Annotated in this window: 13 protein-coding genes; 4 read left to right on the top strand and 9 right to left on the bottom strand. The window is 46.0% G+C overall.

Annotated features, from left to right (window positions below; translation table 11 throughout):
- The coding region (locus F905_RS00970) for a beta strand repeat-containing protein (protein ID WP_005175995.1) at nucleotides 1-3,870 on the top strand (3,870 nt) is incomplete at its 5' end.
- An 83-nt stretch (nucleotides 3,871-3,953) separates the two neighbouring features.
- Here F905_RS00970 and F905_RS00975 read toward each other — a convergent pair.
- From F905_RS00975 to F905_RS00980, 4 genes are all read right to left on the bottom strand, one after another.
- Entirely contained in the window at nucleotides 3,954-5,237 is a 1,284-nt protein-coding gene (locus F905_RS00975; protein ID WP_005175999.1) for a ribonucleotide-diphosphate reductase subunit beta, read from the bottom strand.
- 141 nt (nucleotides 5,238-5,378) lie between these two features.
- Complete coding sequence (locus F905_RS15630; protein ID WP_081401161.1) at nucleotides 5,379-5,510, bottom strand: preprotein translocase subunit YajC; 132 nt, start codon at nucleotides 5,508-5,510, stop codon at nucleotides 5,379-5,381.
- Between the two features lie 68 nt (nucleotides 5,511-5,578).
- Nucleotides 5,579-5,701 carry a hypothetical protein gene (locus F905_RS15695; RefSeq protein WP_257978073.1) on the bottom strand — a complete coding sequence of 41 codons (123 nt, stop codon included), beginning with the start codon at nucleotides 5,699-5,701 and terminating at the stop codon, nucleotides 5,579-5,581.
- Nucleotides 5,702-5,990: 289 nt separating this feature from the next.
- Nucleotides 5,991-8,822 (bottom strand): ribonucleoside-diphosphate reductase subunit alpha, encoded by a 2,832-nt coding sequence (locus F905_RS00980; protein WP_005176014.1) that lies wholly within the window; start codon nucleotides 8,820-8,822, stop codon nucleotides 5,991-5,993.
- A gap of 595 nt (nucleotides 8,823-9,417) precedes the next feature.
- On the opposite strand from F905_RS00980, the gene bfmR reads away from it, so the two are divergent.
- Together bfmR and bfmS are read left to right on the top strand one after the other, a co-directional pair.
- Nucleotides 9,418-10,134 carry a response regulator transcription factor BfmR gene (bfmR, locus tag F905_RS00985; protein ID WP_005176018.1) on the top strand — a complete coding sequence of 239 codons (717 nt, stop codon included), beginning with the start codon at nucleotides 9,418-9,420 and terminating at the stop codon, nucleotides 10,132-10,134.
- 33 nt (nucleotides 10,135-10,167) lie between these two features.
- Nucleotides 10,168-11,823: a sensor histidine kinase BfmS gene (bfmS, locus tag F905_RS00990; protein WP_005176021.1), complete on the top strand. Its 1,656-nt coding sequence runs from the start codon at nucleotides 10,168-10,170 to the stop codon at nucleotides 11,821-11,823.
- Between the two features lie 207 nt (nucleotides 11,824-12,030).
- On the opposite strand, the gene putP is transcribed toward bfmS, so the two are convergent.
- From putP to F905_RS01015, 5 genes are all read right to left on the bottom strand, one after another.
- On the bottom strand, nucleotides 12,031-13,524 hold the full coding sequence (putP, locus tag F905_RS00995; protein ID WP_005176024.1) for a sodium/proline symporter PutP: 1,494 nt from the start codon (nucleotides 13,522-13,524) through the stop codon (nucleotides 12,031-12,033).
- Between the two features lie 204 nt (nucleotides 13,525-13,728).
- On the bottom strand, nucleotides 13,729-14,583 hold the full coding sequence (locus tag F905_RS01000) for an SPFH domain-containing protein (protein WP_005176027.1): 855 nt from the start codon (nucleotides 14,581-14,583) through the stop codon (nucleotides 13,729-13,731).
- A gap of 10 nt (nucleotides 14,584-14,593) precedes the next feature.
- Complete coding sequence (locus F905_RS01005) at nucleotides 14,594-15,073, bottom strand: NfeD family protein (RefSeq protein ID WP_005176030.1); 480 nt, start codon at nucleotides 15,071-15,073, stop codon at nucleotides 14,594-14,596.
- A 110-nt stretch (nucleotides 15,074-15,183) separates the two neighbouring features.
- The gene (locus F905_RS01010) at nucleotides 15,184-16,101 is read right to left on the bottom strand and encodes a patatin-like phospholipase family protein (protein ID WP_005176032.1); all 918 of its coding nucleotides are present in this window, start codon (nucleotides 16,099-16,101) and stop codon (nucleotides 15,184-15,186) included.
- Nucleotides 16,102-16,164: 63 nt separating this feature from the next.
- Nucleotides 16,165-16,791: a 1-acyl-sn-glycerol-3-phosphate acyltransferase gene (locus tag F905_RS01015; protein WP_005176034.1), complete on the bottom strand. Its 627-nt coding sequence runs from the start codon at nucleotides 16,789-16,791 to the stop codon at nucleotides 16,165-16,167.
- 154 nt (nucleotides 16,792-16,945) lie between these two features.
- Here F905_RS01015 and F905_RS01020 point away from each other — a divergent pair, with 154 nt between their 5' ends.
- Nucleotides 16,946-18,202, top strand: a complete 1,257-nt coding sequence (locus F905_RS01020; RefSeq protein WP_005176040.1) for an MFS transporter — start codon at nucleotides 16,946-16,948, stop codon at nucleotides 18,200-18,202.
- The last annotated feature ends 333 nt before the right edge of the window (nucleotides 18,203-18,535 follow it).

Here is an 18,535-nt window from a genome sequence, read left to right on the forward strand (position 1 = left end):
GCTGCCGAACTAAAAGCCATCGCACAAAATGCAGTAAATGCGTTACCGACAGAAGTACAAGTTGAGAAAGACGGGTTACAAGGTCGACTAGATGACTTGATCCCATTAACTGCACCAGTAGTCCAGATTGCTCTAGATGACAATGTAAATCTAGATATGGGGAATGAAATCACAACAACCGAGCCAGCTGTTGTTGATGAGAATGTTCAAGTGATTAATTTGCTTGAATCAACTGGCGGTGCGGATGCAGGAACAGAAGTGGTACTTTCTGGCTCTATAAATAGCCTTGCAATTTCAATTTCACAAACATCATTACTTGCAGTAGCTGATGCGTATCGTGTTGATGTTTTAGATGAAAATGGCAATATTGTGTATTCAGCAGTCACCCAAGACTCTGAATTAGTTGGTGATGTAGCTGGGCTGGGGATATTAGGGATTACAGGAGATAATACCTTAACTGCAACAGTATCTGATTTGCCAGCAGGTACTTATCGTGTTGTAGTCAGTAATGATGCGGGTGCCTTAACTAATCTACTTGATACTGATGGTGGTGGTATTTCACTTCAAGAACTCGGTGATGCAGGCGTGTTATTAGGTGCCGATAATCAACAAGTTGTTCTTGATGCTGTAAATAATGCTTTAGGTGGTGGTGCTATTGCAGCATTAGTCACAGAGGTTATCTTACCGCCTGTACTTACATTAGTGAATGGCCTACCTGTAGATGAACTTGTTGGCGCATTAAACGACAGTTTATTAAGTAATGCTGATGCAATTTCTTTACTTGGCTTCAGTGTAACCGGTTTGTTAGATACGATTGTTGATGCAGCAGCAACCGCACTACTTTCAAATACCCTGACTTTATTGCAGGAAACTAGCATTACTACCCAAGTGACTTCAACGATATTTGAAAATTACTCTGTCGATAATAATGTTTTAACCAATGATGAAAATCCTGAGCTAGCAACAGTTACTCATATTCAATTTGGAGACGGTGCAGCGCAAGAGGTGACTACGGGCGGTGTAAGCATTAACGGAGAGTATGGGGTTTTAACAATTTTCGCTGATGGTTCATATGAATATATTGGAAATGGTGATTTTGAATCTATCGGAAAATCAGAAGTATTTACTTATACAATATTAGGTGCGGATGGAGTAACGACTGATAGCGCAACTTTAACTATTAATATTTTGGATGATTATGCACCGGATGCTCCTGTGATTAATCCTGTAAGTGCTACAGGAGATATTACAGGTACAGCAGAAGCGGGCTCAACAGTGGTTGTAACTGATGAGAATAACAATGAAATTGGCAGAACAGTCGTAAGAGCTGATGGTTTGTGGTCAATCACAAATCCAGGCTTAACAGATGGGGCAGTACTTAATGTTATAGCAATTGATGCTGCTGGTAACCCTTCTCAAGCCGCAAGTACAAGCATTGATGCCCAAGCACCAATAACAACTCTTGTGACAAATACAACGGGTGATAGTACGCCAACTTTACAAGGTACAATTGATGATCCGACAGCAACAGTTGTTGTGACTGTGGATAGTATTAATTATACCGCAGTGAATAATGGTGATGGTACATGGACACTTGCCGATGGCCAGCTTCCAGAGTTAGCTGATGGTAGTTATAACGTTACTGTGCAAGCTATTGATGCAGCAGGCAATGAAAGCACAATTACAGACAGTTTAGTTGTTGAGGCAGTTCTATTTGCCAATGACGATTTAAATAATGTGAATGTACTCGACACGGTTATCGAAAATAATCTGACCGACAGTGGTTTTATTTTTGGACTAGCTGGTGCAAATGTATTATCAGGATTAGCAGAGATTGACTTAAGTGCAGGTGGCTTTAATTTTACTGTTGCTCCTGATACCACTCAAGATGTTTCGATAGATGTAAATGGTACAACAGGTTTAGATCTTAGAGCATTAGTTGACTCAATAGGGGCATTATTTGGTCAAACTCTTTCTGCTGATTTGATGTTGGTGAATCTTGATACAGGTGAGATTGTTACAACAGTTGAAAATGCTCTTCAGTTAACACCAGCATTATTGACCACGGTAATGACAGCAGAAAATATTGAATTTACTGATATACCAGAAGGCAATTATACGATTGCTTTCTCGAGTCCGTCAGGAGATGGAGCTCTAAGTCAATTATTAAGAGCAATTGCTGATGTAGGGCTTCTTAGTGGTGTGAATATTAGTATAGAAACATCAACTCAGTACTCAACAGCAGATGCAGTAGGTAATGTGTTAGTGAGTGGAGCAGATTCAGATGTAGCAGATATTGGTGAAGGTCTGACAGTGACACAAGGCATTTCTGCTGAAACTACACATGCTGTGAATACACCAATTGCAACAGATAATACAGAAACCGCGATATCTGGTAATTACGGTATTTTGTATATGCAAGCTGATGGTTCTTATCGCTATGTAAGTAATGGGAATATTAATGATGTGGGTAAAGTTGATACATTCACTTATACAGTAGCTGATGCAGCTGGTAATACTTCACAAGCTTATCTCAATATCCGTACTGATGCTGAAGGATTAACTATTGTTTGGGATGAAAATGATCTTCAAGCCGATGGTGTGATTACTGTAGATGCAGTTGATGACGATGCAACTGTATTAATTGCCCAAACTAATTCGGTAAGTGGATTATTGTCAAAAATAGAAACTCCTGAGGCGGATGCAATGCTAACTTCAAGAGATGTTACAAGTGAAACATCAGGATTTATCCCGGTTACTACCTATACTGCTACGATGAGCAATACTTATACTAGCTCAAATGAGTTCACAGTCAGCGAAAACACGGTAGCAAATGGTACATTAAATATTGTTGCTAAGTTAAATGATGGTACATTAGGACTGGGGTTGGTAGATGACACATGGGGGGACGTAACTGCAACTTACCAAGTTTTAGATGCTGATGGTAATTCTGTTACGGGGCTGAGTGGTGATTTGACGTTAGGTACAGATACTTATGAAGCATCTGTTGAAATCTCTAATTTGCAAGCTGGCACTTATACTCTTGCGATTAGTGTTATAAATTTAACAACAGATAGTGGAGTAAGTGAAATTTTGCTTGCCTCAAATAATGGTGAGTTTACAGTTGATACGACACTTTCAGTGATTGAAACTTCGTTAAATGACTTTACAACTATAGAGGGTATATATAGTGAAGAGGGTAATTTACTGGAAGAAGATATTGTTTCTAATGTAGCGACTTTCACCATTCAACAAGGAGCAGAGACATATCGCTTTGAAAATGGACATATCTATCAGAATGATGTTTTGCTGCAGAATCAGGATTCTGTAAATATTACTGGTACTTATGGAATATTAAATGTTGATGCGAGTGGTAAATACACTTACACAACGCAAGATGGCAACAGTATTGGTCAAACAGAGAGCTTTACTTATACTGTAAATGATGTGGGTGGTTTATCTGATACTGCGAACCTGAATATTGGAATAGGCGCTTCAATTACAGGCAGCCGTTATGATGATAGTTATTCAAGCTATGGAGGCGTAGCAGATACTGTTATTTATAATGTACTTGAAGGTGCAGAAACAGATGCAACCGGCGGAAATGGAACAGATACCTGGACCGACTTTAATGCTACTGAAGGGGATAGTATTGATATCTCAGCACTACTTGGTGAACAAAGTGTTACAAGCGAAACTTTAGGAAATTTTGTGACCCTAGAGCAACGTGGAGAGCATACCGTCGTTACGATTGATCGGGATGGTTCTGCGACAGATACTACATATGCAAAAACGGATTTGATTATACTTGAAAATACGACGGCATCTAATTTGGTGTTGGATGATTTAATTAAGTACAACCAAATTTAAATTATGAATCAGGAGGATTTTTGAATCCTCCTTTAGATTGCAAAAAAATCCCGCTCAAGAGCGGGATTTTTTAAATCTTTCGCTTACCAGCTCAACGCACCGCCCGTCTGATAATCCGTTACACGCGTCTCGAAGAAATTCTTCTCTTTACGCAGGTCCATCATCTCAGACATCCAGGCAAACGGGTTAGTCACACCGCTAAACTGCTCAGGTAAGCCCAATTGGCTTAAGCGGCGGTTACAGATGAACTTCAGATATTCTTCCATCATGCCAGCATTCATGCCCAATACGCCACGTGGCATAGTGTCACGCGCATATTCAATCTCAAGCATGGTGCCTTCAAGAATCATTTGAATCACTTCTTGCTGGAACTCGGCGGTCCACAGGTGCGGGTTCTCGATCTTGATCTGGTTGATCATGTCGATACCGAAGTTCAAGTGCATTGATTCATCACGCAAGATGTACTGGAACTGTTCCGCCACACCATTCATCTTGTTACGACGGCCCATTGACAGGATTTGCGTGAAACCGCAGTAGAAGAAAATACCTTCAAGTACGCAGTAGAATGCAATCAGGTTACGCAGCAAAATCTGGTCGTTTTCAGGGGTACCGGTTTTGAAAGTCGGGTCGCTTAAAGATTGGGTGTATTTCAGGCCCCAAGCTGCTTTACGTGCGACTGATGGTACTTCACGGTACATGTTGAAGACTTCGCCTTCATCCATGCCTAAAGATTCGATACAGTACTGATAAGCATGCGTGTGAATCGCTTCTTCAAACGATTGACGCAAGATGTACTGACGGCATTCCGGGTTAGTGATGTGACGGTAGATCGCCAGAACCAGGTTATTGGCCACCAGTGAGTCAGCAGTCGAGAAGAAGCCCAGTGAGCGCATCACGATGGTACGTTCATCTTCAGTCAAGCCATTTTCAGACTTCCACAACGCGATGTCGTGGTTCATGTTGATTTCTTGTGGCATCCAGTGGTTGGCACAACCATCCAGATATTTTTGCCAAGCCCATTCGTATTTGAACGGCACCAGCTGGTTTAAGTCAGCGCGGCAGTTGATCATACGTTTGTCATCAACCTGTACGCGTCCTGCACCCATTTCCAGCTCTTCCAGGCCAGGCGCCACGTCAAGCTGTTCTAGGGAAGCAGATGCTCTTGCCAGCGAATCGGTTGAATTTGCTGATCCGCTTCGAGGGGTTGCAGCGGGTTGTGCAGCTGCCACATGCGTCTGTGGTTGCTCTGCAGCAGGTACCACTTGCGGATTAGCCGCTTTTTGCGGTTCGACGGGCGTAGGCTGGTGTTCAGGAGCAGCCGGTTTTTGCGAATCATCTTCGAAATCGTCCCAACTTAGGATAGACATATCAATTCTCTCTTCGTTGCTTTATATCTTTTATTGGACATCTCACGACGAAGGGGAGATGTCTTACTATACGCTTAATTTGTGAAAGCAAAATTAAGTTTTGCCGATGCTTGTTCTAAAAATGTACGTAGAACACGATCCTCAAGACTTATTTTGCTTTCGCTTCTGTTTGCGAATGGCCAAAAAGGCATAGACCATCGGCGTGTAAAAGAAAATAAAGGAAAAGACCAGAACCGCGAGTCCTAACATATAGTTATGAGTCATATGAGTCATATGAGGCATGGTGATTTCCTTCACTTTATATAAATGAACCCTAGTCGAAACTAGGATTCATGTTTAAATCATTTTTTAGATGATTTAGTTAGCTTAACTGTTTCAATAACTGTTGTCTTGGGATGCTTTTTTGCATATTCCAATGTAACGTATTGACCAGTGATTGCACTACGAGCAGCTTTTTTAGCCATGGCTCCGTACCTCATTGATACTTACCAAGATGACTTACACTGGCTCAATAACCAATTCAGTGATAGAATTGCTATCGCATTCTCATATGCCAGCCTCGGGGTGACCTCTTAGCAATGCCACATCGAGATTGAAAGCCTTCTAGTTAGTTTTGGTCGACGCTAGAGGGCTTTTTTATTGCCTAAATTTTTTAATCCCCCTAAATCCCCCTTTTGCAAAGGGGGACTTGTATCCCGCCATTTGCTTCGAGGAATCTCCCTCCTTTGAAAAAGGAGGGTCGGGGAGGATTAATTACTGACAAGCCTCACAATCCGGGTTGTCAATTGAACATGCCATTGGCACGGGTGCCGCCTGTTCAAAACCTTCTTCCGCTGCTGGAGCTGCCGCAGGTGCAGTTTCCTGTGCCACTGCTGCAACCGACGCCGCAACTGTGGTTGGTTTTACTGCATTCAGTGCGCCCGTGTTAATGGTTGATTTCTCAGCCGATGTTGCACCTAAAGCACGTAGATAATACGTCGTTTTCAGACCACGTAACCAAGCCATCTTATAAGTGATGTCCAGTTTTTTACCATTTGCACCAGAGATGTAAAGGTTCAGTGACTGTGCCTGATCAATCCATTTCTGACGACGAGATGCAGCATCCACAATCCAGCGCGGCTCAACTTCAAACGCAGTCGCGAAGATGGCTTTCAGCTCTTCAGGAATACGCGAAATCTTTTGTACTGAACCTTCGAAGTGTTTCAGGTCGTTGACCATTACCGCATCCCATAGGCCGCGTTCTTTCAATGCACGTACCAGGTAAGGGTTGATCACAGTGAACTCACCAGACAGATTTGATTTCACATACAGGTTCTGGAAGGTTGGCTCAATCGATTGAGACACGCCACAGATGTTAGAAATAGTTGCTGTTGGTGCAATGGCCATCACGTTCGAGTTACGCATACCGTCTTTTTGAACTTTGGCACGTAAAGTGTCCCAGTCCAGACGTTGGGTACGATCAACTTCAAACATGCGCTCAGGACGGGTTTTCGCTACCAGCTCTAAAGAGTCGATTGGTAAAATACCCTGATCCCATAATGAACCTTTGAAGGTTTCATAGGTGCCACGTTCAACCGCCAGATCACTTGAGGTTTGAATTGCGTAGTAAGAAATCACTTCCATTGATTCATCAGCAAAATCAACTGCTGCATCAGAACCGTAGGCAATACCCATTTCGTACAGTGCATCTTGGAAGCCCATGATCCCCATACCTACCGGACGGTGACGCAGGTTCGAGTTTTTCGCCTGTGGTACCGCGTAGTAGTTAATGTCAATCACGTTGTCGAGCATACGTACCGCAGTTTTGATGGTACGTGCCAGTTTTTCATGATCCAGCTTGCCACCTTGAACGTGCTGTACCAGGTTAATTGAACCCAGGTTACAGACCGCGATTTCATCTTTGCTGGTGTTCAGGGTAATTTCTGTACACAAGTTAGATGAGTGCACCACGCCTACGTGTTGTTGTGGTGAACGCAGGTTACATACGTCTTTGAATGTGATCCAAGGATGGCCGGTTTCGAACAGCATCGACAGCATTTTGCGCCATAAGTCTTTGGCACGTACTTTCTTGTGCAGCAGGTTCTGTTCTTTCGCTACCGCTTCGTAATGTGTATAGCGTTCAGTGAAGGCCTGACCAGTCAGATCATGCAGGTCTGGTGTTTCAGATGGCGTGAACAGGGTCCATTCTGCATCTTCAAACACACGTTGCATGAATAAGTCAGGAACCCAGTTGGCTGTGTTCATGTCATGGGTACGACGACGGTCATCACCGGTGTTCTTACGCAGTTCCAGGAATTCTTCGATGTCTAAGTGCCAGGTTTCAAGATAGGCACAGACCGCACCTTTACGCTTACCACCCTGGTTCACCGCAACCGCAGTATCGTTCGCGACTTTCAGGAACGGTACCACACCTTGTGATTTACCGTTGGTCCCTTTGATGTAAGAGTTCAGGGCACGAACTGGAGTCCAGTCATTACCTAAACCGCCTGCCCATTTAGACAGCATTGCGTTATCACGCATTGCGCCATAAATATCGTACAGGTCATCACCAATGGTGGTGAGGTAACAGCTAGATAACTGCGGACGTAGCGTACCTGAGTTAAACAGGGTAGGTGTAGAAGCCATGTAGTCGAAGCTCGACAACAAGTTATAGAACTCAATTGCACGTTCTTCTTTGTTGTCTTCGTTCAGCGCCAGACCCATAGAAACGCGCATGAAGAACAATTGTGGCAATTCGAAACGGATACCATCTTTATGGATGAAGTAACGGTCGAATAACGTCTGTAAACCAAGATACGTAAACTGGTTAGAACGTTCTGGCTGAATGGCAGCGGCCAGTTTTGCCAGATCAAAGTTCAGCAGGTCTTCTGACAGCAGCTCCAGCTCGATACCTTTTTTCAGGAAGGTTTCCAGAGCTTCGCCTTCAGGGGTTTCTACTGGTAGACCCAGGAACTCCAGGCCTGTTGCCACTAAGTCATTACACAGCAGGCGCGCAGTAACGTAAGTATAGTTTGGTTCCTGTTCAATACGGGTACGCGTCGCCATCATCATGGTGGTTGAGATGTCTGACTCTTTTACGCCGTTGTACAGGTTTTTCACGGTTTCATCGACAATGGCCTGAACATCAATGCCTTCAAGACCTTCAGCTGCAGTGGTGACGGTTGCTGTCAATGCACTTAAATCCAGTGGCTTTAACTGGCCCTGGCTGTCAGTGATCTGTAAGGTCGGGTGATGGTTGGCACCCATCTGCTTACGTGCTTCAGAACGTTGTTCGCGATAGATGACATAAGCACGAGCAACTTTCTGTTCGCCTGTACGCATAAGCGCAAGCTCAACCTGGTCCTGAATTTCTTCAATGTGAATGGTGCCGCCTGATGGTAAACGACGCTTAAACGTGTTCAGAACCATTTCAGTCAGTTGTTCGATACGGTCATGAATACGGCTGGAATCGGCGCTTTGCTGACCTTCAACCGCCAGGAAAGCTTTACCAATCGCTACAGAGATTTTTTCTGCATCGAAAGGGGCCACTTCACCGGTGCGTTTAATCACCTGAAGTTGACCGGGTGTGGATGTGATTACGCTCATGTCAGCATAGCTCCATTGTCATCTATTGTTATGTTTATAGACCATTGAACCGGGCAAAAAATAGGCCACAGTGTTTGAGGAATAAACACAAGACTTAGTGGTTTAAAATTGAATTGAACACAAGATACGGGAAATTTTAGGGTAGATCAATATTGACTTTTCTTTAAAATTTTTGGCGTTTTTTGGATAAAATCTTTTGCAAAAAAATCCCCGATTTGTCCATTCGGCTATAAGCCTTATCGGACACGGGCATAGCATAACAAAGCCGGCATAATCTGCTTATAGATAAACTTGTGGATAACTAAAAATCTCTTTGAACAGTCAGTCACATTCTGATCAATGGCCAAAAGCTGCAAAAAAATTGTACATTTTAAAAAGATTTATGTTGTTGAATTCATGGAATTCAGTTAAAAAGAGAAAAGTATAAGGAATTCAATAATTAATAAAAATATAACAAAAAGCTACTTTGATGTATCAGTTTAGTGAATAGCATCTTGTTTACAATGTAAACGTGTGTATATTGCAGAATATATTTCGACGTATCTCCCGGATTTTAAAAGGATAGAATACGTTTAATCAAATAAAGGGGCAGTTCATGAGCCAAGAAGAAAAGTTACCAAAAATTTTAATTGTTGAAGATGATGAGCGTCTGGCACGTTTAACCCAGGAATACCTGATCCGTAACGGACTGGAAGTGGGTGTCGAGCCAGATGGGAACCGTGCCATCCGCCGTATTATCGCGGAGCAGCCAGATTTAGTGGTGCTGGATGTAATGCTGCCGGGTGCAGACGGTTTGACCATTTGCCGCGAGGTTCGTCCACATTATCATCAACCGATTCTGATGCTCACTGCACGTACCGAAGATATGGACCAGGTTCTGGGTCTGGAAATGGGTGCAGATGACTATGTCGCCAAGCCGGTTCAGCCACGTGTTCTGCTGGCGCGTATTCGTGCCTTGCTGCGCCGTACTGACAAAGCCCCTGAAGATGAAGTGGCACAGCGTATCGAATTTGATGACCTGGTCATCGACAATGGTGGCCGCTCAGTAACCTTGAATGGTGAACTGGTCGATTTCACCAGCGCAGAATATGACCTGCTCTGGTTACTGGCTTCGAATGCTGGCCGTATCCTGTCACGTGAAGATATTTTCGAACGCCTGCGCGGGATTGAATATGACGGTCAGGACCGTTCAATTGACGTACGTATTTCGCGCATCCGTCCAAAAATTGGCGATGACCCGGAAAATCCAAAGCGTATTAAAACTGTACGCAGCAAAGGATACTTATTTGTCAAAGAAACGAATGGTATATAATCGTCGCGCGTATCTGATATAGGACTGTTTTTCGTGTTCAAACACAGTATATTCTTGCGGATTTATGCAGGATTGGTAATTCTGGTGGCATTGGTGGCCGTGTTTGGCTATTTGCTGGTTCAGATCATTAACTATCAGCGCGCGCAAGAATATCGTGAATCCCTGACCGATGGTATGGCCTATATCATTAGTGAAGGGGTGGCGCGACAACCCAATGAGCAGCAAAAGCAGGACTGGATTTCAGATGCCTCGGATTTGCTGGAACTGCCCATTTATTATATTGCTGCCGATAAGGTCGAGCTGTCACGGGCCGAACTGAAACGGATCAAAGAGCGCAAGGCTGCGGTACGTTACGATGCAGAAACGACCACAGCCTATATTATTATGGGCCTGAGAAATGACCCGGAACATTATCTGTATATCAAGGCCGATGAAATTACCGAACGGCAAATGAAGGCACTGCCGATCTTTATTCTGGATTATCTGGTCTATTTCCCGGGACAGGAAAAAGAATATCTGGCCCGTATCCAGGATCAGTTTTCTTATCCTATCGACATTCAGAACATTGCCGATTTACCGCTCGACTCCGAGCAAATTGGCCGTTTAAGGCTGGACCACAGCATTATCCTGTATCGGGATAATGCCAGCGTACGTGGCACCACCATCTCCATTATTTCGCCAATGCCGAATTCGCCGTCCGAGGTGCTGGTACTTGGTCCGGTTCCGCTGTTTAACTGGATGCCATTCCAGCTGGCGGCCGGGATTACCTTGCTGAGTCTGTTTATTCTGAGTCTGGGCATTTATGGCCTGATTCTGCCGATGCAGCGCAAAATCCGTGAAGTAAATTTTGCCTTGAACCGCATGAAAACCGGCGATTTAAACCTGCGTTTACCCATTGACGGTTCAGATGAAATGGCCAGTCTGGCCTCCAGCTATAACAGCATGTCCGATCATATCCAGCGTCTGATAGAAGCCCAGCGCGAGCTGATGCGCGCGGTATCGCATGAACTGCGTACCCCGGTGGCGCGGATTCGTTTTGGTATGGAAATGCTGGCTGAAGAAGATAATTATGAATACCGGATTCAGCAGCTGGACATGCTTGATAAAGACATTGAAGCACTGAATACCCTGATTGACGAGATCATGACCTATGCCAAACTGGAGCAGGGCATGCCATCCTTGGAAATTGAAAAAGTGGTGCTGTTTGATGTATTGGATCAGGTGGTCAATGAAACTGATGCGCTGAAAACCGGTAAGGACATCCAGCTGCAAACCATGTCGACCAGTCTGGAAGTCGATGCCGAGCGCCGTTATTTACACCGCGTGGTGCAGAACTTGGTCGGGAATGCGGTGCGTTATTGTGACCACAAGGTACTGGTCAGCGGTGGCGTGACTGCACAAGGCGTGGCTTATGTCTGTGTGGAAGATGATGGGCCGGGCATTCCAGAAGAAGACCGGAGCCGCGTATTTGAAGCCTTTGCCCGTTTAGATGATAGCCGTACCCGTGCCTCTGGGGGGTATGGTCTGGGCCTATCGATTGTCAGCCGGATTGCCTACTGGTTTGGCGGCAAGATTGAGGTGGATCAGAGCACCACTTTGGGCGGTGCACGTTTTATTATGTCCTGGCCGGCGCAGCGCTTTAGCAAGTCGCGTAAAAAGCAGGGCAATAAAGAAGGGCTGGAATCTTAAACGCTGCTTCAAAGATTCAGCTAAAGAACAGCAGCAAGGGGCGTTTGCTGTTCTTTGGTGGGAGAGTTGGGTCAGAGATTGTCAGCCATTGTCACCATCCAAAATGGTCCGCGTACTCTCTTACTGTCCAGTCTTTGAATTGATCAATTAAGTTGCTAAAAAAATAGCCAGTGATGTCACTGGCTATTTTGTTTTTGCATGGAGCAATTATTGAGTCTGTTGTTTGTACAAGCGGTCTGCTTCATCAAAACGCTCAGTAATGCTGCTGCTTGGCGCTTTGCCCAGCAAGCTCACCACAATAATGGCAATGAACGAGCAGACAAAGCCCGGAATAATTTCATAGATACCGGTATCGCCCCAGACATTTTTCCAGAGAATCACCATCAACGCACCCACGATCATGCCGGCGAGTGCGCCATTTAAAGTCATGCGTTTCCAGAATAAAGACAAAATAATCAGTGGACCAAAGGCGGCACCAAAACCAGCCCATGCATAAGCCACCAGGCCCAGCACTTTCGACTCAGGATTACCGGCCATCCATATTGCCAGCAGGGCAATCAGTAATACCATTAAACGGCCAACCCAGACCAGCTCTTTTTGTGAGGCAGATTTTCGCAGGAACGATTTATAAAAGTCTTCAGTCAGAGTACTTGAACACACCAGCAGCTGACAGCTTAGGGTACTCATCACCGCAGCCAGAATTGCCGCCAGTACAATACCAGCCACCCACGGGTTAAACAGGATTTTGGTCAGCTCCATAAACACGGTTTCAGGGTTGGCATTCACCACCCCGGCCAGTTCCGGATGTTGCTGGAAGTAGGCAATACCAAAGAAACCGGCCGCCACCGCACCACCTAAACACAGGATCATCCAGGTCATGCCAATACGGCGTGCATTTGGAATTGACTTCACCGAATCTGCCGCCATAAAGCGCACCAGAATGTGCGGCTGACCGAAATAACCCAGGCCCCAGGCCAGTAACGAGATAATCGCAACAATACTTAAATCACCGACCAGATTCATGGCTTGCGGACGCGCAGCTTCCAGTGCCAGCGTCACTTGAGATAAATCAGAAAAGGTCAGCAGGGTGACAATAGGCGTCAGGATTAAGGCAAAGATCATCAGGCCAGCCTGAATGGTGTCTGTCCAGGACACCGCCAAGAAGCCGCCAATAAAAACATAGCTGATGGTGGCAATGGCACTGATCCATAAGGCCGTGCTATACGACATTTCAAACATACTTTCGAACAAGCGCGCACCGGCCACCATGCCAGAGGCACAGTAAATCGCAAAGAAAATCAGAATCACAAAGGCGGATACAATACGCAGCACTTTTTTCTGGTCATTAAAGCGATTGGAGAAATAATCTGGTAAGGTCAGGGCATTGTGCTGCACTTCGGTATGTACCCGTAAGCGGCCCGCAACCAGTAACCAGTTCAGCCAGGCACCAATAATCAGACCAATGGCAATCCACACCTCAGATAAACCGGACAGATAAATTGCCCCCGGTAAACCCATCAATAACCAGCCACTCATATCCGATGCGCCAGCAGACAGGGCCGTGACAAAGCTGCCTAAACGGCGGCCACCCAGAATATAGTCTGAAAAGTTGGTGGTTGCGCGATAGGCCATCAGACCAATCGCGATCATGGCGACAATATAAAACAGAAAGGTGATTAAGGTCGGATTTAGGGAGCTCATACGGTATCCATATAGTATGTTGGACAGTAAAGGACTTATGGCCTCAATGCGTTCCATGCAAATTCTTGATGGATACTCACAAGTCCTGAAAGATTCAAAAAATGAAGGCGAAATTTAACCATAATTTTGCATGAAATACTGATTTTTCTTTCAGGCAATAAAAATAGACAGCATCTAGGCTGTCTATTTTTGGCTAAAAAGCGCTTAGTTTTGTCGGCCCATGACCCCACGAATGGTATTCAGAATATCGGCCGGTAACACCACCGTCTTGGCATTTGGCGACTTCGACATATCCTGCATGGCTTTTACATATTGTTCACCAAGCAGATAGGCCACCGGAATTTCTTTATCGCCGACTGCTGTCGTGACCATTTCAATGGCACGTTGTGAGGCTTCGGCCAGCACCACTTGTGCTTCGGCATCACGGCGTGAAGCTTCAAGACGGCCTTCGGCTTCCAGAATGGCTGCCTGTTTTTCACCATCGGCTTTGGTTACGGTGGCACGACGCTGACGTTCTGCTGCCGCCTGTTCTTCCATTGCTGACTGCATTGTGTTGGATGGTTTAATATCTTGAATTTCAACGGTTTTAAGGGTAATACCCCAGTCCGCAATATCATCTGAAATCGAGGCTTTTAAACGTGCCTTAATATGGTCACGTGAGGACAGCGCATCATCCAGATCCATTTCACCGACAATAGAACGCAACGAGGTTTGTACCAGGTTCTGAATGGCCCAAGAATAGTTTTCAATCCCGTACACCGCTTTTTCTGGCGTGGTCAGGTTAATGTAGGCCACCGCGTTCATGAGCAGAACGGCGTTATCGCGGCTGATGACTTCCTGAGATGGAATGTCCAGTACAATGTCTTTGGTGGTGACTTTATAGGCCACTTCATCGACATAGGGAATTACGAAGTTCAGACCCGGACTTAGGGTGGTGTGGTATTTACCCAAACGTTGCACAATCCATTTATAGCCTTGTGGAACAATACGCACCCCTTTAAAAATGGTGATGGCCACAAAGGCCAGCAGGGCTAAAACAATAATGGAGCCAGCATTCATTTTATATTACTCACTGTTTTTCGTTGTCATTCTGCAGGCTATGCAACTGCACAACCAGATCATTGCCAAGAATATCGACCACACGCACACGATCACCGACCTGCACCGGACTTAGAGTGCGGCAGTTCCATTCATCAGAACCGAGCACCGGCATCGGAAAACGGACTTTCACTTCGTCATGCTCCAGATTGGTCTGGATGACCATACCAATCTGGCCGATGGTGGCTTCCCGTGACAGGCCGGCTTTGGTTTTATCAATCGACAGTGGTTTAATAAATTTAAACCAGAGCAGGGTACACAGCACCGATAAAATGATCCACATCACCAGCTGCGTGGTAGTGCCCATCATCGGGAACAGCAGATATAAAACGCCCACCATCAGCGCGCCCACGCCAAACCAGAGCGCAGCAAAAGCCGGCAGCAGCAGCTCGGAAAGAATCAGCAAAATGCCTAAAACAAACCAGTGCCAAGGTTCAAGAACAAATTCCATACATCGACTCGTCGCGAATGATTGTAAAAAGAATCATTGATATAGATCAATCTGTATGCTGTTCAATGTAGCAGATGAGAACCGACTTGGATATGAAAAAATCCCCGATGTTAAAATTTGGCTTTGGGTGGTGGTGCCAAAGCGGCCGGAGATTTTTTAAAGTCGCTGATGGCTTTTTCAATGGCGCGGATTTTCAGCTGGGCAGCTTTTTCACCTTCTAAAATGGTCTGGTTGCTGGCTTTTAAATCCAGTGTGCCAATATGACCAACTTTAGGCTGAATCACCACATTGGCCTGGCGCAGTTCTTCATGAATACTCTGCTGGCCCATAATGTTGATGGTCTGATCGAGCAGGCCCCACATATTCATGGGCGTATTACCGGTTGGACGCGCGGAAATATCTACTGCAATGACCAGATCAGCGCCCATATCTTTGGCGGTTTTGACCGGAATCGGGCTGACCAGACCGCCATCGACATATTTGGTGCCGCCAATAGTCGCCGGCACAAACACATTCGGAATACTGCAGGAGGCACGTACCGCCTGACCGGCATTGCCTTTAATAAAGTCGGCTTTACGGCCATTGTCCAGACGGGTGGCGACCGCAGCAAAACGAATCGGGAACTGCTGGATGGCTTTGTTACCGACCTGCTGATTGACATAGTCCTGCAGTTTCTGGCCCAGCACAAAGCCCTGACGGTTCAGGGTTAAGTCGCGAATATCAGATTCTTTAAAGTTTAGGGCCAGTTGCTGTAACTGATACGGTGATTTACCACTGGCATAAAGACTGCCGACAAAACTGCCGGCACTGGTGCCGGTTACAATTTTCGGTTTAATGCCGTGTGATTCTAAAACTTTCAGTACGCCAATATGGGCAAAACCTTTGGCACCGCCACCCCCTAAGGCAATGGCCACCACCGGTTCACGCGCCTGAATAGGCGTTGGAGTCACTGGGGTTTGTACCGCCCGATCACAGCCGGAAAGTGCCAGCAATAACAGGCCGGCTGTCGAAAATTGCAGTAATTTCATGATTCGATAGGAGATTAATTCAACAAAATATGCGCACATCTCAGCAAAAAAATACGGTTTTGGCTAGTCTTTGGGCCAGCGTTTTTGTAACGGCTTGGCCAGCCAGTGCGGATTTTTGGCAGAAAACTTGCCTTCATAATGCTGATAAATCGCGTCTAAATCCTGTTCATAATGCCCGGTCGGATGAAACACACCAAGAATATGAATGGTCTTATGCGCATAATCAAAAGAGAACATCACAATCGGAATTTGTGCGCCATAGGCAATATGATAAAAACCGCTGCGAATCTGCTCGGCCTGTTTGCGCGTGCCTTCCGGCGCCATGCCGACCCAGATCTGTTCACGTTGCCGGATAATTTCAATAATCTGCTGGGTATGGCCCTGCGGCGCATGGCGAATTACCGGCACCACCCCAATCCACTCCAGCAGCGGTTTTAACGGTGTATTAAACAGGGTATGTTTGCCAAAAATGGTGACTTTTAGCCCCAGTCCGAGCAAAGCAGCGAAGCCATGCCAGGCATCAATATTGGAGGTATGCGGGGATATAATTGCCACCGCTTTGGGAAGGTTGGGAAATTCGCCTTTCAGCTGCCAGCCTTGGGCCAAAAAGAGCGATTTAAAAAAGCCTCGACTCAGGGCGCTGCCGCGGCCAGGTACTTGATCAGGTAAAACAGGAAATTGCTTGGTCATTGTTTTTATGTATTATCCTACTGAAACTCAGCCAAGTTTTACAAAATATTGCGACTTTATTCAATGGGGAAGCAGAGCAAAAATACGCTTTTGTTTGAGCAGTTTTGCCTGGAGCCATCCGCTTGGCCTGAAATAAAAAGGAATGTCCGCTGCTATGCCGAATCTTTATCTGTTGCTGTTTTCCCTGTATTGGGCGCAAGGTCTGCCGGTGGGCTTTATGACCCATGCCTTGCCGGTGATCTTACGGGCGCAAGGGGTATCGCTGGCGCATATTGGCGGTTTTGGCCTGTTAATGTTGCCCTGGTCGATTAAAATTTTCTGGGCGCCGTGGGTGGATCGCTTTGGCCGCAGCGCTCAGGGCCATTACCGTTCCTGGATTATTCCGACTCAGTTGCTGAGTGTCGTGGTGTTAATCGGGCTGTCATTTATCCCGATTCAGGCCCTGAATGAACCGCTGTATTTGTTTGGCTTTTTTGTCGGGCTGTTGCTGATGAATCTGGTTGGGGCCACGCAGGATATCGCCACCGATGGACTGGCGGTGAATATTTTAACTGGCCAGCAGCAGCACTGGGGCAATACCTTTCAGGTGATTGGTTCACGGCTGGGCTTTATTGTTGGTGGGGGCGCCATGCTCTGGGCTTTGGACTGGCTGCACTGGCAGGCCACGTTTCTGATGCTGGCGCTACTGGTATTTTTAAATACCTTGCCAATTTTACTGTATCGTGAACCGCAACATGCAGCCAAAATAGCGCAGAAGACCACGCCTTTTTCCTGGCAGGCTGTGCGCCAGTATCTGGGTTATTTTCGCCAGAGCCGCAGCTTGGCACTGTGGTTATGGGTGCTGCTCAGTTTTAAAATTGCCGATGGTCTGTCTGGCCCATTACTCAAACCGTTAATGGTCGATTTGGGCCTGAGCTTTTCCCAGATTGGTATTTATGTGACCATGCTGGGGGCGTTTGCCGCGTTACTGGGTGCAGGTGTGGCAGGCTTATTGCTCAGGGTGATGTCACGTGCTCGGGCTTTAGTGCTGTTTTCAGTGTTGAAAGTGCTGGCTTTAACTGCCTATAGCTGGCTGGCCTATCAGTATGAACAGCAGCAGGCGGTAGCGCTGTGGCTGATTTATCTGATTAATGCGCTGGAAGATGGTATCTCGGCGATGCTGCTGGTGGTGATGCTCACTTTGGTGATGCACTATAGCCGCAAACAGCTGGCCGGCACCGATTTTACCTTTCAGGTGGCACTGATGGCTACTGTCAGTGGTGGGCTGTATAGCCTCAGCGGCATACTGGGCGATCAGCTTGGTTATGCACGCTATTTAATGATGATTAGCGGGATTGCGCTGCTGTGTCTGCTTCCGATTCTGGTCTGGGCCAGAAGCCTGCCCAAAGATGAGGCAGTTCAGCACAAATAAACCCTTAAAAAAGAAAAAAAGCGATCCTGGAGGGAATCGCTGGAGTCGTAACTGGTTTATAAAAAATAATGGCCTTCCACCTTGACCCACAGCCGTTTGCTGGATGAATAGTGGCTGTGCTGATGTTATGCAGTGAGGAAGGCACTTTCTTGGAATTGACCCTGAATATGGGCAGGGAGTGGTGTGCGATCCCGATGACAAGCAGTGTAGTGGCTGTTTATGACATATTTAAGACAGATGCAGGCGCTGACGTGCAGACTGTCGAATTCCTGTTCAATCAATTCATAGATCAAAGCTCCTGATCAGAAAGACTGACTTTTGAATAAGCAAGAT

This window comes from Acinetobacter sp. CIP 53.82, assembly GCF_000369465.1.
GTDB classification, from domain to species: Bacteria; Pseudomonadota; Gammaproteobacteria; order Pseudomonadales; family Moraxellaceae; genus Acinetobacter; species Acinetobacter indicus.